Consider the following 24,051-nt stretch of genomic DNA (forward strand, 5'->3'; position numbering starts at 1 on the left):
TCTTCAACATCGCCGCCCGATAGGGCGCGACCAAGAAACATGACTTGGGGATTCACCGCACGGGTGCTCAGGGGCGACTCATCACTCCTCGGTTCTACAGAGGCTCTGCCTGCCGCTTTCCTCTTCGCCGCGACCGGCTCCGGAGACCGAAACTTTGGCTCCGCACTGCTACCCGGCTCGACGAAGCTCGAACGCGGCGCGCGAAACCGCTTCAGGAATCCACCGCGGGAAGCGTCTGGCGCGCCCTGCTCTTCTTGTCCAAACAGACCCATTGCTTATTTCCCAAACGGTACGAAGGTGGAAGCCGTCGATGAGACGCCGCCCGGAGGAAGCGGCGACGATAGATCCGTGATCGCCCTGACGGCCGGCGAATCCGGGAGCGCGACGGCGGGCGCGTCCGCAGGCGCTACGATCGTCTCCGTCCACTTGTGCTTGCCGTCGACCAGATTGACCGTGAAGCCGTCTATCGACGCGACCGTCCAACCGTTCAGCAGTCGACTGCCTTGGCGTGCCGTGTAGGTCGTGCCTTGGTAGTCATAGAGCACGTAGGAGCCGGACATGTCGGAGTACGCCCCAACGAAGGTTGCGGGAATGACGCGCCTGGGCGGCGCACTGGGCCTGCGCTCTGCTTTGGGCGCTGCCGGTGGCGCGGCGGTCACCGGCGCAGGCGTCGGCGCACCAAGCGGCGAAGCGAGGCCGACGCCGTTGCCAGGGGCCGCTGATCCGCCTTGGCCACCTTGACTACCCTGCGGACCGCGCATCGAGTCGACAAGCTTTGCTCGCGCGAGCTTGTCAATGTCGTCCAGCGTGAGATGACTTTCCTGCGAGATTGCCGCGCCCGCCACGAACATGAGCACACCGAAGCAGGCGGCTCGTGCAGGCCACTTAGTTGAGAACATAGTATTTACCCTTCGCAGTGAAATGCACCCCGGTACCGTCCTCTTTCAACTCAACGTCAAGGGTGTCCAGTGCCATGTTGTCCGGCAGGCGCGCGAGCAGCGCGCTTTGCCATTTGTATCCGTCGATCTGCCACGTTCCGCGCTGTACGAGCGGCCCCTGCACTTCGCCAGCCATCGGCTGACGAGCGATAAGGCGCTCCACCGGCTTGATATCAACGATGTAGCCGTGGCTATCGAGCGTGTCGGGCTTAGTGGAGAGTTTCTGCGGGTCGGTCTGCAACGCTTTGATGAGCGCCTGCTGAGTCGGCCACGTCTTTTGCTCAGCGAGCGCGACCCGTTCCGCGACCGTGACCTCGGGCCCACGCGCGTTCAGATGCCAACCGTCGGGGTTGAAGACGACCGGACGCAGCGACTCCGGCGCGCGTGCATCAAATTCCTTGAACGTGCCGCCCTGCCGCTTGTAGGTTGCGACGCAAGGACCCGCGATCGTGCAGGAGGCCTTCTGAAACTGCCATCCCGCGACGTTCGTTTCCTGCGCGCCGAAACTCGCCAGCAGCTTCGGAGCAAGCTGGCTCGCAAGCGGAGCAGGCGCGGCAAGCGTGCGCACCACCGCCGACTGATATTCCTGCATAAATGTCGGCGGCGGCGCTGGCGGCGGTGGCGGCGGATTGAGCACGTCAATCAATTGCTTGCCGCCAAAGAACACCGCCGCAAGGATGACCAGCAACGGCACCGTCGTCGGCACGGCGACCGGGATCTTCTTGATGAGGCCGACTTTGCGCGCAACGATCAGCTCGCGCAGATCGAATACCTCATCGACCGCATGGATTTGGGCGCCATGGCCGAGCGTCGCGAGTTCGAGCCCCGCCTTCGCACAGGTGTCCTCGATTGCTTCGCGCTTGTCGGCGAGCGCGTTGAGTGCGACCGCCTCGTCAAGCGCAACGGCGCCGCGTTGCACCAGCACCAGATGCACGACTTCATCGTTCTGGATGAGGACAAGCACGGCGGGCCGTCGCCAGACGCGCTCAAGCGACGCGATGCGCGCGGCGGCGGAATAGAGCTTCCCGCCCTTGCGCTGCCCTGCGTCAAGCTCGCAAAAGCCGACAATGGTCTCGCCCTTCGACTTGAACTCGGCGTAGTGCGTCGCGCCGGACTCCTCGACGTAATGGCGGCGCTCGGCGCGGGCACCCTTAGCAGAGTAGGCGCGCCAATCCAGCCCAAATACGAGCTTCGCGCCCTTTTCTCCCGGTAGGGATTCGAAGTGCATAGGCATGCTCACCCCGCGCTTACATCGACGGGACGACGGTCGCCGTCAGCATGATCACCTGGAACGTGCGACCCTTATTCCACGCACCCGACAGACCCCCGATGCCGTTGTTGCTGCTGCCGTCGTAGCGATTGCCCACCGCGCCGTACAGCACAACCGTCTGTCCATCGGACAGCGCAATGGTCTGGTCATCCTTGTTGCCGATGATGTCGGGCAACTGAATTTGCTGCAGTGTGTCGTCTGAGCCGGTGCTGATGGTCGTGAACGGACCATTCAGCTTCGAGCTATCGCTCCAGTACGACAGGATGATCTGGTTATGGTCGTTGACCGACGGCAGGATGTTCACGAAGTCACCGACCGTCACCGAACCCGGTTGCAGACCCGGCACGCCAGCAGTACCGCCCGAAATCGAACCGAGGCTAGGCGTCGTTGCGGCGAGGTAGCCCTTCGTCTCGAAGGAGCCGATGGACACCGGCAGGCCGTTCAAGGTCAGCTTCGTCTGGGTGTTGTCCTGCACCGTCTTGCCGAACGCGTTGAGGCCGCTGACGATGGCGTTGGTGCCTTCCATGGGAGAGCCCGGCTTCAAGACGGACAGGCCGACAGTGCCCCCAATCGCGGTGGCCAACGACGTAGGCGAAGCGACCGTCACGGCGTAGCGCTTCAGCCCGTCCGAGATCCGGTTAAAGACGATGTCCGCGCTCACGCCCGCTTGCGACGAATTGCTCAGATCGACTTGCAGCGTACGCACGCGAAGCGCGACTTGACGCGTCGAGATCGCGTTCTCGCGCGCGAGCAACGCCCCCATGCGATCGACGGCTTCCTTGGTGTCGTGGACCATCACCAGGCGGCTTTGTGGATTGACCACGACTTCACCGAGCGGCGACTTCAGCTTTTCCAGCTCCGACTGGATGATCGCAATCTGGTCGAACGTGCCGTCGCGTCCGGTGGACGTGATTGACGAGAACGAACCGGTATTGCCCGACGTGCCGCCCGTGGTGCCACCGGACGCCTGATTGCCGGTCGACGTATCCGTACCCTTCGACATCGTCGACTTGATGGACACCTTGCCCGGGATCGCCGCGATCGTGAACGTCTTGGTGACGAACCGGCTGATGGAAATGGTGCTGCCATCGAACGTCCAGTCGAGGCCAAGGTTTTCCGTTACGCCACGCAGATACGCGCCAACCTTGCAGTTACACGCCTGCGCATAAACCGGCTCGACATTGGACTTCGCCATCGCTTGCGACGGCATCGGGGCACCCTGCCCGCCAGCACCGTTCGTTCTGGGAATCAAGGCGTCGCGCGGAATGAAGACGTCCGGGCTCAGATGCACCGGATAGCCGGTAGCCGTCGAAACGAGCGTAGCGATTTTTGACAACGGCAGGTTGCCCGGAAAGACAACCGATTTTTCTCGGAAGACCGCGGGAAGCGTGGCTTCATAGGCGACCGGCACCAACCGGTCGCCGAGGAACGCGGTCGGCACTTCCTCAACAAGCGACATCGACTCAGGCCCGTTGCCCATTGCGCGCGTGGCTTCGGCGTTGGTCGCGTCGTAGGCATGGTTCACATCGGATTGCGACACGGCGCAGCCAGTCAGCGATGCCGCCACGAGAATGGCAATGGCAGATTTGATTTTCGTGAGACGCATGGCGGTTACTCTTGGCAGTTGGCTGCGCGTGCGACGACGCGGATAACGTTGTTGGTGTGCTTGCAGACGCGCGTGGGCGTGCGCATGTGATTAGTCGCCTGCATCACCTGCGTGAGCACCGACTTAAAGTCGCCGGAGAACGTCGCGTTGAACTCGAGCGGCAGGTCGTCATCGATCTTCCAGGCGAGTTGCCAGCCCTGCTGCTGCAGCCAGCGATCGAGCGCGTTGCGCATGTTGATGTCCTGCGGCGTGATCGAGAAAGACAGAACTCCGCCGGGCGCGGTTGCTCCAGCTTGCGACGGCACAACTACCGGAGCGACATCGAGCGAGCCAACCGGCGACGGCGCGGGCGCACCGGGAAGTGCAGCAGGAGCGGAACCGCTGGTTGCGGCCTTAAGTGCAGCAGCCGCAGCAGGAGCGGTCGCGGCAAGATCAACGGAAGGACGAGCAACCGGTGTCACCATCGCCATTTGAGCAACAGGCGGCTTCGCGGCAGGCGCGGATAGAAGCTGCCAGCCGTCGCCGGGCGGCGGTGCAAGGCGAGACTGGTCAGGGTCCGCTGCTGCAAGGCCCGACACCGTCGTGAGTGCGAGGCACGCGAACAAGTGAGCCACCATGCGCGCGGTGCGATGCGTTTGAAGAGAAAAAGTAGGCGTCATGTTGGTCAGTTCGCGCGTTGCAGGCGGCGGTAAATGTTGTTGGCGTAGATAAGCTGCTTGTTTGAGGAAACGGCGTTATAGGCACCGACCGCTTTCCATGTCGGACCGAACTGCTTGATGTTCGAAGCGAGGATCCAGGTCCCCACATAGGCGTTCACGCAGGCATCGAACAGGTGTTGCCGGGTGATGCCGAAGCGCCCCAGTTTTGGAAGCCATGACGAGTTGATCTGCATTAAGCCAATGTCCTCGCTCCCATCGGTATTGCGGTTCGTCACATACGGGCGCATACCCGACTCTTGCTGCGCGATGGCGCGTACCACTTGAACGCTGACGCGGTGATAGCGCGCGGCATCGTCAAGACAGTCGGCACGCGCATGCACGGAGACGGCCGAGCAAAGCAGCGTCGAGATGCGGATCAAAGTCCAGTTCATGACGCGGGCCGATCAAAGAACCGCACATCGTGCTTGCGCAGCACGTTGACGACGTTGCCGTCGGCGTTGACGATGAACTGGTCGGCGGTGCCGTTGAATTTGAAAAAGCGGCCCTTCTGCTCGCCCGAGCCCATGTGGACCACGTCGGCGACCGTCACCTTGCCGACTGTGTCAGCGAACTTAAAGAACGTCGAACCGTTTTCATCAAACACGCTCTGCAGAGCGGCCTTGTTCGCGGTGTCGAACTCATAGACGGTTCCGGCGACGCGGGCGACTTCGACCTTGTCTGCGCCGTTCGAGATCGTGAAACGCTCAGCGCGGTTGAACGTCACCACGTCGGTCGCGTCATCCCACTTCGGACGCAGCGACTTGCCGTCTTGCCCGGTCACCTTCAACTCAGTAGCGGGCTTGGCGGAGAACTTGATTTGAATGTGGCTGTCGTCACCGTCGCGGATCGCTAGCGCGCCGAGCTTCGCGGCCAGGACGGACCCCGATGCGCCGGGCGCGTCCGTGTCGGTCTTCTTCGCGATATCTGCAATCGGGTCGGCACCGGGAGTCACGCTCGACGAGGCGGCGGCGTCAGCTGCCGCGACCTGCGACACGGGCGCAACATAGTTCACAGCCACCGACTGCGGAGCCGAGCGTCGAAGTGTTACATGGTGAGAATTGAAGTCGACGTCGGCGTACAGGTCAGAAGCGGCCACCAGCCGATCGAGCGACCGCATCCAGTTCTCGCCATCACGTGTGCCGAAGCTCGCCGAGGTCGTCAGATCGATGTCTTTCTGTGCCGATCCGGTCCAACCGTGCGGCACCAGCGCTTTGACCAGTTGGACGAGCGGCAGCGTGGCGTTCAAAGGCCGCGTGCTTTCGAGGCTGCTGCGCGCTCCGATGAGCGCAAGGCGGCCCGAAAATCCAGAGAAACCGGACGGCGTCTCGCTGCGCGCCTTGTCACCAATGAAGCGATTGGCCTTTTTCCAGTAAGCGGTGGCACTTGAGCCGCCCGCTGAGTAGCGGATCACCTCGGGCGTGCCCGGTACAACGATGTATGGTCCTTGGCTATGCCCGCCGTCCACGAGCAGCGACTGACCGGCGCGCGGCTGAAAGTACGTGTCGCTGCCATCGTTGAAAACAAGTGCCGGTCGCTCCAGCACATTGCCCGCGATCTCATAGTCAAAGTCGAGCGGGTCCGTGCCAGCGGCCACTGCATTGAGGGTGACTGCCGCAAGCGCAAGCGTGAGAAGAGAGAGCGTGTGCTTCATAGACCGCGTTCGATTTGAGAAAGGTGCTTCACGAAGCGCGCGAGGTATTCGCGGCCCGGGGCTGGGTTGGCGCTGTGGTAGTACGCGACGGCCTTCACTGCGGAATGCGTGAGGCGGTAGTTCTCGTTAAGGATGTCTTCGGCGACACGGATGTTGGTCGCCGGCGCAAGGGCATCCCACGCACTCGCGAAGCGCTTGCCGTGGTATCCCCAGTTCACTTGCATGATGCCGACGTCAAAGTTCGACCGGCCCTTGCTGATCAAGTAGCTGACCGCGCGATACGCGTCTTCGCGAGTGCGGAAGAAGAAGCCGCGACCCGCGACGTTCAACGTCCACGGCCATGCACGACCGTTGTATGCGGACTCATTCAGTGCGATGCCAGCGAGAATTTTCGGATCGACGGAGGTGTGCATCGCGTCGAACGGCGCCTGCGCAGATGCGCACGACCATCCGCCACGCCGCTCAGTGATGCTCGCTTGGGCCTCATCGGTCAGGGCCGCGGGGCGCAGCCAGCCCGCCTTCACGAACAGGCTTTCGAGGCTGACGGCCGATCCGTCGATGCTGATTCCAACACCGGTAGCCGTGGGCTCAACCGATTGGCCCTCAAAGCGGTTAGCCCACGCCAGAAACGGCTTCAGTCCACATGCGTACACCGGCTCGCCCGGTAGCTCGACAATTGCGCGTTTCGTGCCGTCATAGACCACGATGCGCGTGGGGCTGATGATCGAATCGATCGTCGCTGCGTGCGCGCCGAACGCGATCGCAGACAGACAGGCAGCCGCCCATGCCTTAGTCATGGTACGGCTCCATGACGATGTCCTGCGTCACCTGCACCAGGAACTTCTGGCCCGGTTCAACGGTGATCGTCGGCGGAATATTCTGGTTGCGTTGCAGGACGGTCTGAGCGGTTGCGGCCGCGACCTGCCCTGCTGTGCTGCCATAAGTCGTCACGCCGTTAGGGGTTGCCGTCGTCGCCGTCTGCGCGCCGCTGTCGAACGCTTTGAGCAGAATCGCCGTGATGAAGCCCGCGCCAAAGATCTTCAGGAAGTGGTTGTTCACGTCGCCCGAGAACCCGGCGTAGCCATTCTGGTCGGCACCCTGCATGCCATTGAGCGGCACGCTCTTACCGTTGGGCAGGCGCAGACTCGTCGAAGCGACGAGCAGGCGCTCCTGGCCGACTTTGACGTCCGCGCTGTACATGCCATTGATGAACGCGCCCTTCGGGATCATCAAGCAGTCACCGCGCAGACTGTCATACACGTCCTCGTCCACCATCAACGACACGCGACCCGGCTTGTCCGAGTTAAGCCCCTCGACCGTCTTGACGTGGATGACGTGCGGCGGTGTCAATGTGCATCCCGTCGACCGGCCATTGAAGGTCGTGCGCTCGATGCCGCCTTGCGAAGCCGCGTCGCGCAGGAAGGCGCGGTCGCGATCTTCGGGCGCTTGGCCTTGCTTGGCCAAGGCGAGCGCCATCGCATCAGGGGTGTTAGCTCCGGCAGCGTTCCGAGCAGCTCGTACCTCGTCCAACGAAGGGACGCCAGCGGGCAGTACGCCGTTCGCCTGGTTCGCCGAACGCGACGCGCCGGCCTGCTTGAAAACTGACGACGTGTAGATCGCGTCTTGCGCCGCTTGGCGGGAAAGCTCGCGCGTGTCCGTGCCCGAGCCTGCGACTTCTTCCTTGAAGTCCGCACCAGTTAGCATCGGTTTGACGGCGGGCTTCGGCGCCGCTGCCTCAGAAGCTGCGAGCGCGGCAGCCTCCGATGCCGCTGCGTCGCGCTGCTGACGGATCATCTGGTCGATGTCGTTGTTGTTCGCAGCAGTGGGCGTTTCCGTACTCGACTTAAGCGCGGTCGCCTTCTTGATGCGCGCCTCTTCGTCTGCCTTATTCGTCGCCTGTAGTTGATAGTAGAAGCCCAGGCCTCCAATGACGACAGCCGCCAGAATGCCGATGCTCATGATCGCATTGCGCGGCGTCTTGCCTTTGACGAGGGTTTCTTGCTCCACGGTAGGCGTAGCCGCGTCCGGTTTCTTGGCCACGATCAGAACACCCCAAGCAATCGACGGCGGCCGCGCGTCACCTTGACCTCGTCCTTGCCGGAACGTAAAACGATCTCGTCGGCCAGACGCTGAAGGACGAGGAAGTCGCCGCGGCGAATGAAGTTTGCAACGACGCGATCGCCGTGGTCGAGAATGAATGGAACCGGCCACTCCTGCGCTTTCGCAGGCATGCGCATCCAGACTGCATGGTCGTCGTCAAAGACGGTCTCTGGCGTGAACTCGGCGCGGCCATTCACGCTGTAGTCCCAGTTCAGTTTGTCCGGTGCAACGCCGATGCTTCCTGAGTCCGCACCGCCGCGAGCACCGTCCGCCGTCGCGTCGTCGCGGGCGCTGACGCGGGCCATCGGCGCACGCGGGTATTGGAAACGCACCGTCTGATAGAACATACCGCCCGCCGGCGACGCGATGAGCGTGAAGTCGTACTCGCGCAGGTTCGTCGTCAAGTGAAGCGTGTTGACGAGGTCGGCCTTGTGCGGCTTGATAAACACGTGGTTCATCTTGTCGTCATCGACCTCCCACTGGACGCTGTCGCCCATCGCCGGGTCGGCAATCAATTTCTCGCCCTTCTCCAGTTCGATTGTCGTCAGCTTGAGCGGTGCGGTCAGCACGCGGTAGATCTGGTCGCGGCTGTACGGGAACACGCCAATGCGCGCATCGCCGGGCATCGTCAGCGGGGCTGCGCCGCCGTTGAATGGATTGATCGGGCTCATCGGGTCGCCAGCAACCATCGCGGCATTAAACGACGAATCGCTGGCGGCTTTCTTGGCCGCAGCCGGTTGAGCAAGCAACGCTGCACATGCAGCGAGAACGCACATGCCGATGACCGGCCGTTTATTGAGAATGGTTGCGGTCATGCTTATGCGGTCCGCTCGAGGCGGAAAAACGGAATGAAAATACCGAAGGGGTTTGTCGTCAGCGCCTGCTCAGCAGTCGGCGCGACGATTTGATAGCGCAACGTGAGTGCATATGACTTCACGTCCGGCTTGCCCGTCGCGCCAACCTGCGAGGTGGTCGTCGTGAACTCAACGAGAACCGTCGAGTCTTCGAGCAACGCGATATTGCGCACGTCGACTTCGCGGATCAGCTTCGGGTTGGCTGTGATCTGCTGAAAGGGAGTGTCGGCCTTCAACCAGTCACGGAACTGACCGGCTGCCGCGCCGATCATCTGAGCCTTCACCGCGTTGATGTTAGCCGTCATGCGCGAAGTCTCGAGCCGGTCCGTCAGCACCGGCTCGATCGTGAACCAACGAACCGCCATATCTTTGACGGTCGTCCGCACGGCTTGCGAGTCGGGCTTGTAGGCGAGGAGCTCTGTCACGATCGGATGACCGCCGGTGTCGGCAGAGACGCCTACGACGCGCGTGACCGAAGGCGGCGGTTGGCGCGTCCAGACAGCGCCGGCCGCGATGAATGCGAGGCCGAACGAGATGAACATCCAGCGGTTAGCTTCGAGCGTGAGCCTTGTGCTCGTCTCGAAAATCACCTTGCTCGGATCTTCCTCGGCATATGAGCCGGGGGCCGTGGACAGCGCGGCCCGACGCTTGTTCTTGAAAAGACGCATGGCAACCCTTTGGAATGGTCACCATTGAAACAGCGCGAGCGTCCTTTTTTTAGCGGAAAGGCGGGTAGTTTTGTGCGTCATTGCACGGTTACCACCGACGACGGCTGGTAGACCGGGCATGCAGCGGAATTATCGTGATGAAGCCCGTTTGCCACAAAGACGCTGTTTTTTGCCGTCTTTGGGGTGCACAACGTTTTCCGAATATGACCTTTTTTAGCGGCGACTGAGGCGTCGAGTGTGACAACTGCAGAAAGATCCGGATTGTCACACCTATTCCTCCGTGTTTTTCGCTTGTAAAACAGATGGTTAGGATAGGTCAGGCCCGACAAGGTGAATTATCAGTGATAAAGCCCGCCGATCGATTGCTGTTGGCCTGGCACCCTGATGAGGGGATGGGCAGCGCTCCCAGGAAGCAGAGAACTCCCTATCGTCCAAAGGTGTTGTTTTATTAAACAACACCTTTGATGCCTTCGATAGATTGCTTTTGTGCTCACACGGTCTCGTCAGCCAACTCTTCGCGGTCGCGGGAACCGCTGCCAACTCGTCGAGCCTTGTTTCGCTTACGGCGGCGAACTAATCCTGCCTCTCGGGCTCGGTCGAAAACTCATTGGCCTAGCTGAAGCATTCCGACCGTGGATTCACGCGCCTAGGGCCGACGCATCCATAGGGACGAGGACGAAGTCCGATGCTGCGATAAGCATGGCGGAAAACTACGATCTGATCGTCGTCGACTGTTTATTTCCCGTCCTAGATTCAATTCGGCGGCTGCGAGGTCGACAACCGTGAAGGGGTACGGCTCCGCCCCGGCGCTTGTAATCGGCGTTCATCACAAGGACCCGTAGGCCCGGATCGTCATCGCAATATGCGCCCGCGAGATTAAGGGGAATGGTCGTCTTACCGCTCCCACCCTTTTGATTCGCTACTGCTAGCACTAGGCCCATGGCGCACCCTCGTCTTATATGTATCGAACATCCGCATCAAGAACCCCTGCGGGCCTTGACGCGCGATTTCCACTTGGAAACTACATCCATGCTAAAGAGCTCCCGCAGCGTGCCGACAAACAGTCGAAACGGAGGATAGATGGAAGCCTATATCGGAAAGCCGTTGAGCCGGAATCCGCTGGCCCTCGCTACGGTGTACAAAGACGGCCTGGGCCGGCTATGGCAAAACCAAACGGAGGCTGCAGAGTCCTTGGCACGGTTCGGCGTTCAACGTGAACACGTCAATAGAGCGTTGCGCGTCTCGGCGATGCCTGCCGACGTACTTCTCCTCTTCACCGAAACCGGTTTGATCGGGAGGACGGCGCGAGAGCTTATCCGGATCGAACGAGCTATCGGGCGTGAGACGCTGGAACAGCGAGCGCGCGCGATTCCGAAGGAGGGAAAGTCATGGGCCGAGATCATTCACCTGCTAGACGGCAAGCCGCCGCCCCCGCCGGAGCGTGGACGCACGCCACAAGTCGATCTTCCTTTTGTTCGGGCAAGACAGTTCGTCGAGGGTGTCGCGGCCAACAAATGGCTAACGAAGAGCGAAGCGGCGAATCGGCAAGGCTGGGGAAAGGTGCGGTTATCTGTTGCAACGGCCCTATCCAAGCTTCCGACAGTGATTACAGAGTTGTTTGACGAGAAGCGATTTTCTCACGGCAACGCAGAGACGCTACTGGCACTTATTAGGACGCTAGGCGTTTCCAAGGTTGCTCACAATGCCAAGCTCCTGTCAGAGCAGCCCGGTCGCCGGTCGGCGGCTGCAATCTTGAACTATCTTGCCGGTGGCCCAGGCGACGCCGACTGCATGGTAAAGGTGCACGTCGTCGGGGACGCTGTTACTTTTTCCTTTAGCTTCAAGGCGCGCGCGACCCGGCGCAATCTCATAGACGTCGACCAACTGCGGGCACTAGCGATCTCGGCACTGGCGAACTCAGTGGAAATCCTACGATAGGCCGGCGGTTTCCACGCGGAAATCGTCTTCGGAAACGCGCGATCTTGCGCTGATGATTGAGATCGCTATGCCAACGGTCGGGGCGGTAAGCATAGCCGCGCAGTGCGGACCATCCGACCGTCGGCAGCAGATTAACGAATTGGCTGGTCCCGCAGGAATTGAAGACATCGCTTGCTGGTGAATAACGCGCGGACGCGGCGGTAACGGCTTAGCGACCGGCTTGGTTTCCACGTGGAAACCCACGTAGACGATAGAAGGCTTGCGCTGCATTGTTTGCTGCCACGGACAGGCGTCAGTGCCTTGGCGTGCTTCTTTAGTGAGAAAACCGCGCCTGTCCGCCAGTCAACGCGTGCATTCGTCCCTTCGGTCGCATGGTGGCTGCCACGTGCGTCGCTTCGATGCTCACCGATTTCGTCACGGTAACTGTTAGTTCGGCTAGATCGGAATCAACAGTGCCGGTGATTCCTGCCGTTGCGGTGACAAAGGTCACCGTTTTCTGATAGGCAGGGCCATCGTGCAGACAGAGGGTCTTGGAGGGGCTTTACCGTAAAGTGTCCAGCTAGAGCGTGTTAAGGACGCTCTGCAGAACACGGTTTCCGATGAAGACATGTAGGCGTTGGGGCAGTTCTTAATCCGGCTCAGTCCGTCAACGACAGCGGCGATCGGCCCACGCTTTGTGCCGTCAACCAGCGTGCGGAAGTGACTTCAACCTGCGGTGTCCTTTACGCTTTGCGTAGCGCCTTGCGCATCATCCATAAATTGCCCAGCGCAAATAATGTGGTGATCTGAGCCGTGTTTTTCGCCAGCCCCCGGTATCGCGTCTTCAAATAACCAAACTGTCGCTCGAGAATTCGAAACGGATGTTCGACCTTTGCACGAATGCCGGCCTGCAGTCGTTCGATCTTGTCGATATTGCATCGAGAGGATCCTTCAAATTCAGTTTCCTTCGCTTGCTGGGCCGCATCGCAACATGCCATCGGGCCGAGCGCGATTGCTGACGTTTTTCGATGCCCCGGTATCCGGCGTCAGCGTAAACATTCGTTTTTTCACCGTGCAACAGCGCAAGGGCCACATTGATGTCATGCTCGTTTGCCGCCGTGCCGATAACCGTGTGAACGAGGCCTGATTCTGCGTCCACGCCTATATGCGCCTTCATGCCGAAGTACCAATTCCAGCCTTTCTGCGTCGACTGCATTTCCGGGTCACGTGTGCCAGAGCCGTTCTTGGTCGAACTAGGCGCTGCGATCAACGTAGCATCGACAGCCGAACCTGCCCTAAGCATCAACCCCTTTTCGTTCAATATTTCATTGACGACCGCAAGAATCTGCGCAGCGATGCCGTGCGCTTCGAGCAGGTGCCGAAACCGCAAGATAGTCGTTTCGTCCGGGAGACGGGTAATCCCTCCATCAAGGCCTGCGAATTCGCGATACAACGGGACATCATAGAGGGCTTCTTCCATCGCTGGATCCGACAGACCGAACCATTGTTGGAGGAAGTGAATCTGTAACATTGTCGCCACCGGAAATGGCGGGCGACCGGTTTTCCCCTTCGGATAATGTGGCTCGATCAATCCAATCAGCCTTGACCATGGAACCACTCGTATCATCTCGTCCAGAAACTCCCGTTTACGCGTGCGTTTGGTTGAGAGGTCCAAGCCGAGATGAAGTTGCGTCATCGTGATGCCTCCAAGTCGTTGACTTGCTAAGAGTTCTCCTTAACGTCACCATGAGCTGGGGTTTTGCAGAGGTTCCTTAAGAACTTTCATAACGGCTTAAATCAGGATACCAAAGTTAAATACAGGTGACGATGATAACCCGGGGAGGATATCCGAGCGATCTGTCCGACGAAGAATGGAATTCCGTGGTGCCCTAGCTGACACTGATGGCAAAGCTCCGCAGCGAAAGAACAAGTTGCGAGGAATGTTCAATGCGCTGCGCTGGCTCGTGCCGGCGTAGCGCATGCTAGCGACCAATTTCCCGCCGTGGGAACTCGTGTACCAGCAGACCCAGCGATGACTGAGGGCCGGCTGCTAGCGCGACACGCGAACCTGCGGCTTAATGCGCCCGAAGACGAACTGACCGAAGTACCACGCAAGATCCGAATGTCCGAGGATATTGCAGTCGGATAACGCCGACGCGTCCAGTTGAAGACGCTTGAGCGTCAGCTTTCCCTGCGCCGACAGTACGTAGGAGCGAACGAGATCTTTACGGGTCTTGTCGTCTGCCGCCTCGAAATGTTCACGCCCGAGACGGACTTCGTTATTCATGCGTTCGCGTGCTTCCTGATCCCGCTGAGCGACGCTCTTCGCGACCGTTTCGCTCGCCGCTGATTTCGCGGCCGCTGCCGCATTCTCGACTTTCGCCCGTTCCTCCTGAATTACGACCATCTTGCGTTCGGCTTCGGATACGCGCCAATTGTGGCTAAGCGCTTGCATTAGATACCCCGCCGGACTTTTTGTAACTTTGCCCTGATTAAGCCGAAACCGCGTGTATTCGATCGCTTGCTGGATGCGCTCGTCTGTCCAGTCAAGGCGATGCTGTGCGATTGCATCGAACTGCTTCGTGTCGAGGCCGAACTCATTGCGAAGGATGAGCAACAAATCGTGCGATTCCGGCTGACGGGCAAGCATCGACGCGACTGTGTCCTTGCGTTTGATGCGGAAGCGAATCCGGCTAATCTTCTTCGACCCGGGCGTGTCGGCGCGCGTCTCATACGCGACGTCGAGATCTGAGAGCTCATTCACTTGCTTCACCGCTGGCTCCAGATACTTCTGCCGGAAATGCTTGAACTCGGAGGCGCTTTTGCCCAGCTTGCCAGGCCAACTGCGCATGACATCGAGATCGAGCCAATCGGTCAGGCCATCGTGAACGTGTGGAAGCACATAGTCGTAGATGGCGCGAGAATAGGTCTGCGTGAACGCGGCCGTAATGACCAGATTCAGCCAGTGATGCTTCTCCGGGCCGGTGATATGCCGCAGAATAAGCGGGGGTATCCGAAATTGGATGCGGCCCTTCCCTATCCCGACGGTCCCCATAAGCTGCTCGGAGACCCATCGATCGTCCTCGGTGGGCGCCCGGTCCGCGGGGGTGTCGGTCACTTCGATAAGCACGCGCTGCGCATCCTTGATCACCGAGCGCAGATGCCGAACGTTGCGGCTGTCATAGTGCATCAGCCATTTGAAGTAGTTCAGGTCGACATCGTAGTAGTCGCGCGGAGCGGGATCCTGTGCTGCGATGAAATAGGCTGCATCGATAAAACGACGCGGAGCGAGGCCGAGTCCGCTTATCGCGACAAAGAGGTTATTCCGCTTGAAACCGATCTCTTTTGTTGACTCGTCGATCGGCTGTCCCGACATATCCTCGAATAGCTGCAGCGACATCTGCGCAGATGTTGCCCCTTGGCCCACTTGATTGCCCATCCCTCCTCCCCGTAGGTTCTGGCGGACTTTACCACTCCGCAACGCCGAGTCAACACAACAAACGTTACCACCGTGGCCGCCGGATTTCGACGCCGCACAAAGACCGTCGCCTTGCTGCACAACAACGGTTACCTGCTAGATCACAAAGCGGTGCCTGCTCGCACAAGGAACGTTACCGAGGGCACAAAAAACGTAACGTTTGTGTACCTAACTCATTGATCGAGATGGAAGCGAAGTTTCTGTTGGTGGGTTAGTAGGTCTTCTTATAAAAAAGACAAACCAACCAGGCCCTCACGAAAATGATCAGAATCGACTTCGGCTCCCGGAACGCTGATGGGGCAATCTCATGCATGTGAGGCACGCTCGCAGCGGTGACGGTTTTTGTGCAAGTACCCCGCCCAAGGTAACGTTTTTTGGGCAAGTGGATGAACTCCCGCCTGAAAAGCAGTTTGACACTCACAGTACCCCCTCTGCTGTGCCGAATTACCACGGCACAAACACACTGAGGATGCGGAAAGGTAACGGTTTATGTGCGGAAGGCGGATGCCCGTGCGACGGCCGTCAGGCTGCAGACCTACGTAGCGATGCAAGGTAACGGTTTATGTGCGTCGAAATCATCGATACGGTCGGGCCGAACGCTGGTTGCACAAAATCTGACACCTTACGGCCGTCGCGAAAACACGAAAGTGCACAAAAACCAGTACCTTCGGAGGCCCTTGGAGGGGCAGCATGGCCAGATCCTCCGCCTCGGGGGCGAAAGGGCCGCCGAATCATAATTTTGTGAGAGCGGCCCTTCAATCGAATGGGCACTTTGACGCTTTCCGTGTATTCTTCGCTTTAACCTAATTTTGAGAGAAAGCGTCTAAATGGCAAAAACTATCGAACTGCCGGAAATTGATCGTCGGATCGATCTGCAAGGGGTCATCCAATTTGCAGAGGACGCTGCGACACTTTCGGACGAACTTCGAGAGATGATGCTCGCACCTCGGCCACGAAAGACGGCACCACGTTTCACATCAACCCAGGTGGCGGAGCTGTGTGGAATTGACAGAGCAAAACTAAATTACCTCGCGTCGCGCGAAGGGAGTGACCTTCCTCCTGGTGAAGTGCACGGGTCCGGGCGAAGTCGTGCGTTCTCACTGAGCGAGACGCGGGAATGGGTACAAAAGGTTTCTGACATCTATCAGACTCCTCTTCATACAGGCGTGCGTGACGGCAATGGAAAGGTCGTGCTTGTCGCGAACTTTAAGGGTGGCTCGACAAAAACCACGACAACGATGTGTCTTGCGCAAGGACTCACTCTGCGAGGGAGGAAGGTTCTCTTAATCGATCTCGATCCTCAGGCTTCGCTTACCGAGCTGTGCGGTCTGTACGCGGAAAAGGAAGTCACCGAGGAAAACACGGTCTTGCCTTTCATCTATAACCCACAGATGGACGGCGGCCTACTCAACTTCGTGCAAGAGACATATTGGGATGGGCTGGACGTGATCCCAGCGCATCCGACGCTTTTTTCGGCGGAGTTTCACATTCCTGGCTCGGTCATCAAAAATCCAAGCTTTAAGTTTTGGGCGCTGCTTCGCGATGGCATGGCGCCGCTGCGGAAAAGATACGACTACATCATTCTTGATACAGCGCCCTCGCTCTCGTACCTGACTATTAATGCCTTAATGGCGGCGGATTCGATGGTGATGCCGCTTGTGCCTGAAAGCTTGGATTTTATTAGCTCGGTTTCCTTCTGGGGACTCTTTTCTGATCTGGCGCAGAGCATCATGGAACATGGCGATACCCGCACGTATGACTTTATCTCCGTCCTCCTGTCGAAGGTCGACAATGGAACGTCGTCATCGGCCCCGGTCGTGCGGTCTTGGGTTCAACGAACTTACAAGGAATGGTTGAGCGGGCTCGAGGTGCCTGCGAGTTCAGCTATGAGTAACGGAGCGCTTGCCATGGCGACTGTTTTTGACATCAGTAAGGGCGACCTCGCTGAAAAGACTGTTTCACGCGTGCGCCAGCCGCTGATGGAATATGTGCGTTGGCTGGATGACCTGTATATAGAACATTGGAGGACCGGCAAATGAGTTCGTTTCGGGAGCGGATGCTACAAAAAACCGCCGAACTGGGTGTCGGAGCGGAGCGCCAGGCGAAGGCACCATCCGCATCGGCAGAAACGCGTCGCTCGAGTGCATTTAAAACCGGTCCGGGTATGCTTGGGGCGCTGGCCGCCGCGGAGCAGCGCATTCAACAGTTGGAGGCGACGAGCGATAAGCTAATGCTGCCGGTCGGGGCGATCCGGCCGAATCCTTGGCAGCCACGCAAGGTTTTCAGCGATGATGCTCTTGCGTCACTTGCCGAGTCGATTCGAGAAGTTGGACTGGTCGAGCCAGTCGTCGTCCGCCGCGTGGAGGGCGGATATCAGTTGATTGCCGGTGAGCGCCGCTTGCGCGCCCACAAATTACTCGATCTCGATGAGATCAAGGCCGCGGTTATTGAATGCTCCGACGAAGACATGGCGGTCCTCTCGCTTGTCGAAAATGTCGGTCGTGAGGATTTGACGGACTACGAGGTTGGTCAATCGCTGCGTGTGGTGGAGGGGGAATTCCCAAGCCGAAAACGCATGGCCGAAGCGCTAGGCATGTCTCGCAAAGGCTTATATCGGTTTCTCGCATTCGAGAACCTTCCGGACTTTGTCCGTCAGGATCTGGATCTAAACCCACATCTGCTAGGCGGGGCAGCTGCCGACGAAGTAGTGTCTGCCATCAAAAAGCATGGAGAAGCAGGTATTGAGGCGGCCCGGGCTCTGTGGAGCTCCGTGGCGAGTGGGGCGCTCGACCAAGGGAAGTTCGCGACGGCAATCAAACAGCACGTATTGCACGGGCATGGTCATCAAGGTGTACACGAGCGTAGTATCGAGAAGATTTTTTCCGGAAAGAGCCATGCTGGCACGATCACAAGGGACGCAAGCAGTTTCACGGTGAAGATCAAGACCGGCGTGCTGTCGGAAGAGCAAGAAAAAGAAATCCGAAGACTAATCTGTTCGTTATTCAGCGTCACACCTAGCTGATCGGTTTCTTCTCGCCTGGCCGCCACGGAGCGGCCTTTTTTTTCGACAGAGGCTGCCGCGAAGCGCGGCGTCACCATGGTGTGGCTAATGTCGGTCGCGAATGGTGTCGTACCGCCATCCAAAATTTGCAGCATAGGGCGAATGGGACCGTGAAGTTTGTCCGCCAAGTTGGCCGCCTGCGACGCTGTAGTTTTCCTGTTTCCCAGCAGCCCCGCGATTGGTGGGAGCATCTCACGCCGGCGTCCGGGTGCCGCCCTTTTGCGTTGGTCACCGCCTCAAAACCCGGAGCTCTGGCTGTCGTAGCAGCACGGGACGGGCTGCCGAACGCGAAACCGCGGCACGTCCGCGGTTTCGTGTCAGATTGGCCCTCCCGTGTGCCTTCCTACCATCACGTGAGGTGCTTGTGAGAGCCCGGCCGGACGCCTTGATCGGCGAGATGGACGACCTATTGGCAGGGGGGGTGTGTCAAGTCGACACACAATCGCTTTCTCGAAGAACTGCGCGCGACATGCTCATCGATTAGTCGGTGGGTGCCTTAATAAATAAGTTACGAACGACATGCTGTCTGCAAAAGAGAGCCTTTGTGACCGGAGACTGAGTGCTTGTGTCAACTTGACACACTTGTAGTCGCACCCTCTCGTTCGATATTGTGCTTCAGCGAGCCTTAGCAGCACCCGCAACCATTAAATCCGCGGGGGTAGGGGAACCGATGGCAACCTCCGATTTGTGGGGAGCCGGACTGTTGCTTCCGTCCTTCGCTAGATCGCCCAACGTCGGCGAGGCTAGCTGCGTTCCGCGACCGCGCTCCGACCAAAACGCCCTGTCATTGGCGAGGCACGCATGAACAATGAATCGCGAGATCGAAGAGAGGACGATCAGTTCAGCAGCGTGAGCCAGTACTCGGGCACGGCGAACGGCCCGGGCAGAATCGGCAACGCGAAAACGATCAGCAGAAAGATCCAAAAAGACGCGCGGTTTGGTCGCTGCGGCACCGACGGTAGCCAAACCGCATGAAAGAACTGCCGCTAAGGTACGTCCGAGGTAAGCCGACGCAGACCGCGCGAATCGTCGAAACCCACCGGGATGAGCACAGGTACTCAGTGCCTGACGCCTATCGAGAAAGATCATCGAACGCAACCCCCGCAGCCTTGGTTCGAGAAAATCCGCAATTAGTCCGCTCGGACCCAACATAGGCAGCTCAATAAAGCACGCCGCGCCTTTGACACCTCGTATGCCCGCGTCGGTTGCCAGGGTTGGTCGTGATTCCTCGAAAACGCAAGTCGAGGAACGTACCCGGCCTTTGTCGGTGCGAGGACCGACCGCGCGGTAGCTTCAGCCGATGAAGCCACCCTCTTCCGGCACGCCCCACCCCGATTGAGATGGGGACGGAAAGGTGACCCCAACGTCCGCTCGGCGCGGCCGTCGCCATCGTCGAGCAGCCTAGAGCACAAACAGCTGTTTCGCCGATCGTATGCAGATGGGCACCGTTTGGCTTCTTCAGGCGAGACAGGCGGGAAAGGGCGTGCCTAAAACATTCTCATGGGCCTTTCCGATTTTCGCCTAGTTGCCCGCCGCATTGCTTGAATCAACGACGGAAACGTCTGTTCTCAGCGCTACTCCGCGCGCGACCTCAAGCCTGATAAGTCGTGTTATCGGGAGCGGCCACTGCGAAGCCAGGAAGATCTTCCACCATGGTCTCCCGTGCAACACAGCCAAGACCTGCCTTGACGGCTACACCGATTCGTCGCCGAACATCGACATAACTACCTTAGTGTCGCGTCAGTCAGCGTGGCTTGGCTCGTGTAAGCGACTCGCGTCAGTTACACCGACGCCGGCTTACCGCGACGTAATCTGCCTCAAGCTCCCTCGTGGTGGCGCCTCGTTCAGATGCGGAGCCGAGAGGCGAGGGCGCCGACACGCAGTCGAGTGGATCGAGTGAGTCATGCCGTTACCCTCCGAGCGCAAGAGGCCGCATACCGGCAAGAAGGAGACGGCGGCACTCGACGGCCCATTTCCAACGGCGCAGGAGTCTGCTCGCGCAAAACATTACTGTGGGTTCCGAATCTGACGAGGGACTGTTGCCGCCCTTCTGTTGTCCGCGCGTGGAACATCGCTGAAAAAATTGCGGCGCAACTAAGTGTTTGATTTCGAAGGTTCTTTTTCGATCCCGGCAAATTGTTTCACGGCGCCCGGTGTCAGGACGCGCCTGTCGGGGGATTTTCAGCGCGTTCACGCCGCGGTCGGTCCCGTTGTCGGCACAGCGTATCAAATAAGACGGGTTGTGTGAGACTTGATACGTCTCTCGCCGAGGAGCAGCCTAGGTCTTGTCGCGTCACGTCGGCGATCCAGCCACCTCAAAAAATTGAAGGTTGCGAGTAAGGTGAGTTGGCAGTGAGGAGTCGAACGCTGCGGTAGAAGAGGTGACGGGGTTACGCGGCGCGACAGAAGCGCTAATCTAATAGCAATGGTCCCTTAATGCGAGTTTGCTATGGAGTGGAAAGATACACGGCCGACTGCGCCCGGCTACTACTGGTTGCGCTTTGTCGACGAGCGATCGCCGCAACAAACCATAGCGGAAATCTCCGCGGTGCCTGGCGACGGGGCGGTCGAATTCGTTGTGATTCTGATGGGAGACGACACCATCATGGAACTCGATGACGCGTACTTCGATGGGGGCCTCTTCGCCGGACCCGTCGAGCCGCCGGTGACTGGCGATCGACCTTAACGAGTGAGCGGCGAAGTGACGGCGCGCAGGAGTGACGGCTTTGCGCCCGTCGAGCCACTGAGGAGCCTTTTCGCCGCTGCGGACCCTCGCGGCGCGTTTGCCACCATTGCACAGCGCTGCCGGCCTGCGGTAATCGCGGTCATTCGCTATTTAGCCGCCATTCGAAGTCACGGGCCCGCCTGCGCGAGATTCGCCTATCGACATCCGGCGATCGAGTGCCTGATCGAGGATTATCTGCATCTACGGCCGCTGCTCATCGACCGCTATGCGGAGGCAATCGAGGAACTCCGGCAACACTGATGCCGCGTCTTCTTGTGTTGCTGGGCGATGAAGCTAGACCCTCCGGCGAGAACAGATACGCCGCGGACGGCCTCGTAATAGAAGCTTCCTCGATGACCTTCACGAGAGGCATAGCCTTCGCACGCGACCGTCGCCGCAGCATACTTAGGAGCCGGATAATGTCTATTATCGGGATGGCGTTTCAGGGGTAAAATCCTTGAATTCCCATTTACCTGAGAGGGCAGGGGCCCGTGGCGCAAGACTTTGCCGGCTTCGACGCGAATGATGCCGATGACGACGATGAGTATGACTTTGGCGCGCTGCCGGATCCGGAGGTCGCGCGCCTCGTGCTCGAACTCGATCGGACCATCATGCGGCATCGCCGGGGGGCCGCGCTGCGCCGGATCGTTCACGGCCTGCCCGTGCCGCGGCCGCTGCAGGTGCCGATAAAGCCAAGCCGCGTCGAATTGCGGGTGCTCACGGCCCTCGTGCTGACCTATGGGCCGGTGCTGCTCGGCAGCGACTTCGGGCCGGTGCTGGACCAGTTCGCGGAATGCGGTGCCGTGGACCTGCTGCAGCAGGTCGTGTTCGGGGATCCCACCGGTGGCGAGGCCAGCAAAGACAGTCAGAACCGGCGAATTGCCGCACGGCTGCAGGACGTGCGGCCGATGTGGAGGCAATGTGTTGCAAGTTCCCCGGCGCGTTCCTCGCGGACGCGCGGGCCCTGCTGAAACGCTTTACGACATCGCATGCCGCACCGAGGGAGGGTCCGGCCGGTGCGGACGGGGAGGGCCCTCATGGCTGATCCCCGACCCGCGGTGCCCCCTGCTTCTCCCAAGGCGTCCGCCAAGGCCGCCCAAAAAGCGCTCGCTGGGGCGCCCCGGAAAAGCTCACCGAATCACTCACCCTCGAGCGCCGCTACACGACCAAGGCTTTCACGGCGCTGCGCGCCTACGTGCAGCGGATTGCGCCCGCGGTGATCGCCCGCACTTACTACGATCCCGACGAGGACGCGCACGCGGCGACGCCCGTGCGATGGAGCGCCATCTCACCACGATGCTCCACGCGCTGGTGGCGCTCGCGCACGGCTCCACCGCGATCGCCGATCGCCTGCGCGAATCAACCAAACAGCACGGCCAGCCTAGGCTGACGGCGGTGACGTTTCCCATGGTGACCGAGGCGGCGCAACTGGCCGCGCTGCCGCCACGGGCCAATCATCCGATCGATGCCTGGCTGCGTCCGCGCATGGCGCGGCGGCTGAAAGGCGAGGGCATCACGACGCTCGGCGAACTCGTGGCGTCCTGCAACCGGCGCGGCGGCAGCTGGTGGCGCTCGATTCCGCGCATCGGCCCGGGTCGGGCGCGCGCCATTGTGAGGTGGCTCCGCGAGCAGCAGGCATCCCTGCAACTAACGATCGACGCCGACGTCGACTCCGAAGAATGGGATGGCGTGCCGCTGATCGCGGCCGATCTGGTCGAGGTGGTGCCGGCCGCCAAGGTGACCGGAAGCGGCCCAGGCGGCGGTCCAAGCAGCTCAGAGTCTGCAAGCCGGTTGACCTTGGCGCCGCTCGAGCGTCTCGCCGTGCCGCACGCGCTCTCCGGCGCACATGGCGAAAACCGCGCGACGGCGTTCTGCTACATCCAGGCGAACCACGACCTCAATGCGGTGCGCGCGTATCTGAACCGTTATCGCGATCAGCCGAAAACCCTGCGTGCCTACACGAAAGAGCTCGAGCGCTTCCTGTTGGGGGCGGTCGTCTTGCGCGGCAAGGCGCTGAGCGATCTGGGGGTCGACGACTGCGGGGCGTATAAAGACTTTCTGAGAAATCCCGATCCGCGCTTTGTGGGCGAACGCTTCCAGCGGCATTCGCCGCGCTGGCGGCCCTTCGCCCTGTCCGGCTCCTCTGCGGCGGCCGATGGTCAGGCACCGCTGTCGGCGACGCTTTCGCCCGAATCGCAGCGTTATGCCGTTCGGGTGCTGCGGACGGCGTTCGCCTGGTGGGTCGATGTGCGCTATCTGGCAGGTAACCATGGACGGCAGTCAACGATCCGGTCGTCGTCAAGCGCGCGAGCGCAATGAAGATCGAGCGGGCATTGCCAGCCGAACTGTGGCGCAAGTTGCGCGACGAGCTCGATACGCCATCGGCAGTCGCGGGGGCGAAGCAATGGCGCGCCGTGCGCGCAGCCATGTTACTGATGGGCGATTCCGGTCTGCGGCGTGAGGAGGCGGCCTCCGCGCGTCGAGAGCATTTGCGTGTGTCCCAAGTTACGACACGCGGCGTCGCTGTGTGGGATTTGACGGTGATCGGCAAGGGGCTGCGCGAGCGGGCGGTGCCAGTGAGCGCCGCAACCCTCTCGGCGTTGCGCGTGCATTGGGCCGATCGACGCAGTGACTTCGACGGCGTAGCGGACGGGGCGATGCCTCAGGGTCCTTTGCTCGCACCCATCGTGATCCCATCAACGGACGCATCGCGGCGGCGCCACCGAAGCAGACAGCCCGGTTCGCAGAGCGAAGCCGGTTACACCGCCGATGGCATCAATCGGTTGATGGCGCGCATGTTGACGGCCCTTGTTGAGACCATGGAAAATCTCACGTCAGACGAGCGGGCGATGCTCGGCTCAGTCACCGCGCATGCGATGCGACATACGTTCGGAACGCAATCCGTGGCCAATGAAGTCCCGATCGACGTGGTGCAGAAGGTGCTGGGTCATGCCTCTCTCCAGACGACCTCGATCTACGTGCGAGCGGAACGAATCCGAATGCTGGAAGAGGTGGCTGGATATTACGCGCGAAGCGCTGACTTCGTCGGCGTCACCCAACGCGACAAATGAATGTGATGAGTTAG

Annotated in this window: 21 protein-coding genes and 2 pseudogenes; 10 read left to right on the forward strand and 13 right to left on the reverse strand. The window is 60.1% G+C overall.

The window, feature by feature from the left end:
* Positions 1-275: 275 nt before the first annotated feature.
* The 11 genes from QCE79_RS31945 to QCE79_RS31995 all read right to left on the reverse strand — a co-directional run bounded on the left by QCE79_RS31945 (position 276) and on the right by QCE79_RS31995 (position 10,726).
* Positions 276-899, reverse strand: a complete 624-nt coding sequence (locus QCE79_RS31945) for a hypothetical protein (protein WP_309851119.1) — start codon at positions 897-899, stop codon at positions 276-278.
* Complete coding sequence (locus QCE79_RS31950) at positions 886-2,166, reverse strand: hypothetical protein (RefSeq protein ID WP_309851121.1); 1,281 nt, start codon at positions 2,164-2,166, stop codon at positions 886-888. Before QCE79_RS31950 ends, QCE79_RS31945 begins: the two co-directional genes overlap by 14 nt.
* A 19-nt stretch (positions 2,167-2,185) precedes the next feature.
* On the reverse strand, positions 2,186-3,814 hold the full coding sequence (locus tag QCE79_RS31955; RefSeq protein ID WP_309851124.1) for a type II secretory pathway protein: 1,629 nt from the start codon (positions 3,812-3,814) through the stop codon (positions 2,186-2,188).
* A 5-nt stretch (positions 3,815-3,819) separates the two neighbouring features.
* Positions 3,820-4,473: a toxin co-regulated pilus biosynthesis Q family protein gene (locus tag QCE79_RS31960; RefSeq protein WP_309851127.1), complete on the reverse strand. Its 654-nt coding sequence runs from the start codon at positions 4,471-4,473 to the stop codon at positions 3,820-3,822.
* Positions 4,474-4,478: 5 nt separating this feature from the next.
* Positions 4,479-4,892 carry a lytic transglycosylase domain-containing protein gene (locus QCE79_RS31965; protein WP_309851132.1) on the reverse strand — a complete coding sequence of 138 codons (414 nt, stop codon included), beginning with the start codon at positions 4,890-4,892 and terminating at the stop codon, positions 4,479-4,481.
* Positions 4,893-4,900: 8 nt separating this feature from the next.
* Positions 4,901-6,163 (reverse strand): hypothetical protein, encoded by a 1,263-nt coding sequence (locus QCE79_RS31970; protein ID WP_309851134.1) that lies wholly within the window; start codon positions 6,161-6,163, stop codon positions 4,901-4,903.
* Positions 6,160-6,960 (reverse strand): transglycosylase SLT domain-containing protein, encoded by an 801-nt coding sequence (locus tag QCE79_RS31975; RefSeq protein ID WP_309851137.1) that lies wholly within the window; start codon positions 6,958-6,960, stop codon positions 6,160-6,162. Before QCE79_RS31975 ends, QCE79_RS31970 begins: the two co-directional genes overlap by 4 nt.
* Positions 6,953-8,203 (reverse strand): TrbI/VirB10 family protein, encoded by a 1,251-nt coding sequence (locus QCE79_RS31980; RefSeq protein WP_309851274.1) that lies wholly within the window; start codon positions 8,201-8,203, stop codon positions 6,953-6,955. Before QCE79_RS31980 ends, QCE79_RS31975 begins: the two co-directional genes overlap by 8 nt.
* Before the next feature lie 2 nt (positions 8,204-8,205).
* Positions 8,206-9,078, reverse strand: a complete 873-nt coding sequence (locus QCE79_RS31985; RefSeq protein WP_309851140.1) for a TrbG/VirB9 family P-type conjugative transfer protein — start codon at positions 9,076-9,078, stop codon at positions 8,206-8,208.
* Between the two features lie 2 nt (positions 9,079-9,080).
* Positions 9,081-9,785, reverse strand: a complete 705-nt coding sequence (locus QCE79_RS31990; protein ID WP_309851143.1) for a type IV secretion system protein — start codon at positions 9,783-9,785, stop codon at positions 9,081-9,083.
* 710 nt (positions 9,786-10,495) lie between these two features.
* A complete protein-coding gene (locus tag QCE79_RS31995) occupies positions 10,496-10,726 on the reverse strand; it encodes an AAA family ATPase (protein WP_309851146.1) in 231 nt (76 codons plus the stop codon).
* A 139-nt stretch (positions 10,727-10,865) separates the two neighbouring features.
* On the opposite strand from QCE79_RS31995, the gene QCE79_RS32000 reads away from it, so the two are divergent.
* Positions 10,866-11,723 carry a hypothetical protein gene (locus QCE79_RS32000; RefSeq protein WP_309851149.1) on the forward strand — a complete coding sequence of 286 codons (858 nt, stop codon included), beginning with the start codon at positions 10,866-10,868 and terminating at the stop codon, positions 11,721-11,723.
* Positions 11,724-12,445: 722 nt separating this feature from the next.
* Here the strand turns inward: QCE79_RS32000 and QCE79_RS32005 are convergent.
* Positions 12,446-13,293 (reverse strand): annotated as a pseudogene (locus QCE79_RS32005) (IS5 family transposase).
* Positions 13,294-13,529: 236 nt separating this feature from the next.
* On the opposite strand from QCE79_RS32005, the pseudogene QCE79_RS32010 reads away from it, so the two are divergent.
* A pseudogene (locus QCE79_RS32010) lies at positions 13,530-13,735 on the forward strand (transposase); the annotation flags it as partial.
* 17 nt (positions 13,736-13,752) lie between these two features.
* Here QCE79_RS32010 and QCE79_RS32015 read toward each other — a convergent pair.
* Positions 13,753-15,141, reverse strand: a complete 1,389-nt coding sequence (locus QCE79_RS32015) for a replication initiation protein (protein ID WP_309851153.1) — start codon at positions 15,139-15,141, stop codon at positions 13,753-13,755.
* Between the two features lie 866 nt (positions 15,142-16,007).
* On the opposite strand from QCE79_RS32015, the gene QCE79_RS32020 reads away from it, so the two are divergent.
* The 8 genes from QCE79_RS32020 (at position 16,008) to QCE79_RS32055 (ending at position 24,037) form a co-directional block, all read left to right on the forward strand.
* Positions 16,008-17,219 (forward strand): AAA family ATPase, encoded by a 1,212-nt coding sequence (locus tag QCE79_RS32020; RefSeq protein WP_309851156.1) that lies wholly within the window; start codon positions 16,008-16,010, stop codon positions 17,217-17,219.
* Complete coding sequence (locus QCE79_RS32025) at positions 17,216-18,202, forward strand: ParB/RepB/Spo0J family partition protein (protein WP_309851159.1); 987 nt, start codon at positions 17,216-17,218, stop codon at positions 18,200-18,202. The genes QCE79_RS32020 and QCE79_RS32025 overlap by 4 nt, the downstream gene beginning before the upstream one ends.
* A gap of 840 nt (positions 18,203-19,042) precedes the next feature.
* Positions 19,043-19,216 carry a hypothetical protein gene (locus QCE79_RS32030; protein WP_309851283.1) on the forward strand — a complete coding sequence of 58 codons (174 nt, stop codon included), beginning with the start codon at positions 19,043-19,045 and terminating at the stop codon, positions 19,214-19,216.
* Positions 19,217-20,690: 1,474 nt separating this feature from the next.
* Positions 20,691-20,927, forward strand: a complete 237-nt coding sequence (locus QCE79_RS32035; RefSeq protein ID WP_309851162.1) for a hypothetical protein — start codon at positions 20,691-20,693, stop codon at positions 20,925-20,927.
* A 3-nt stretch (positions 20,928-20,930) separates the two neighbouring features.
* Positions 20,931-21,227 (forward strand): hypothetical protein, encoded by a 297-nt coding sequence (locus QCE79_RS32040; protein ID WP_309851164.1) that lies wholly within the window; start codon positions 20,931-20,933, stop codon positions 21,225-21,227.
* Positions 21,228-21,457: 230 nt separating this feature from the next.
* Positions 21,458-21,937, forward strand: a complete 480-nt coding sequence (locus QCE79_RS32045; protein ID WP_309851167.1) for a hypothetical protein — start codon at positions 21,458-21,460, stop codon at positions 21,935-21,937.
* A 304-nt stretch (positions 21,938-22,241) separates the two neighbouring features.
* Entirely contained in the window at positions 22,242-23,285 is a 1,044-nt protein-coding gene (locus QCE79_RS32050; RefSeq protein ID WP_309851170.1) for a phage integrase family protein, read from the forward strand.
* Complete coding sequence (locus QCE79_RS32055; protein WP_309851173.1) at positions 23,282-24,037, forward strand: tyrosine-type recombinase/integrase; 756 nt, start codon at positions 23,282-23,284, stop codon at positions 24,035-24,037. The genes QCE79_RS32050 and QCE79_RS32055 overlap by 4 nt, the downstream gene beginning before the upstream one ends.
* Positions 24,038-24,051 lie beyond the last annotated feature (14 nt).

This window comes from Caballeronia sp. LZ003, assembly GCF_031451465.1.
Taxonomy (GTDB): domain Bacteria; phylum Pseudomonadota; class Gammaproteobacteria; order Burkholderiales; family Burkholderiaceae; genus Caballeronia.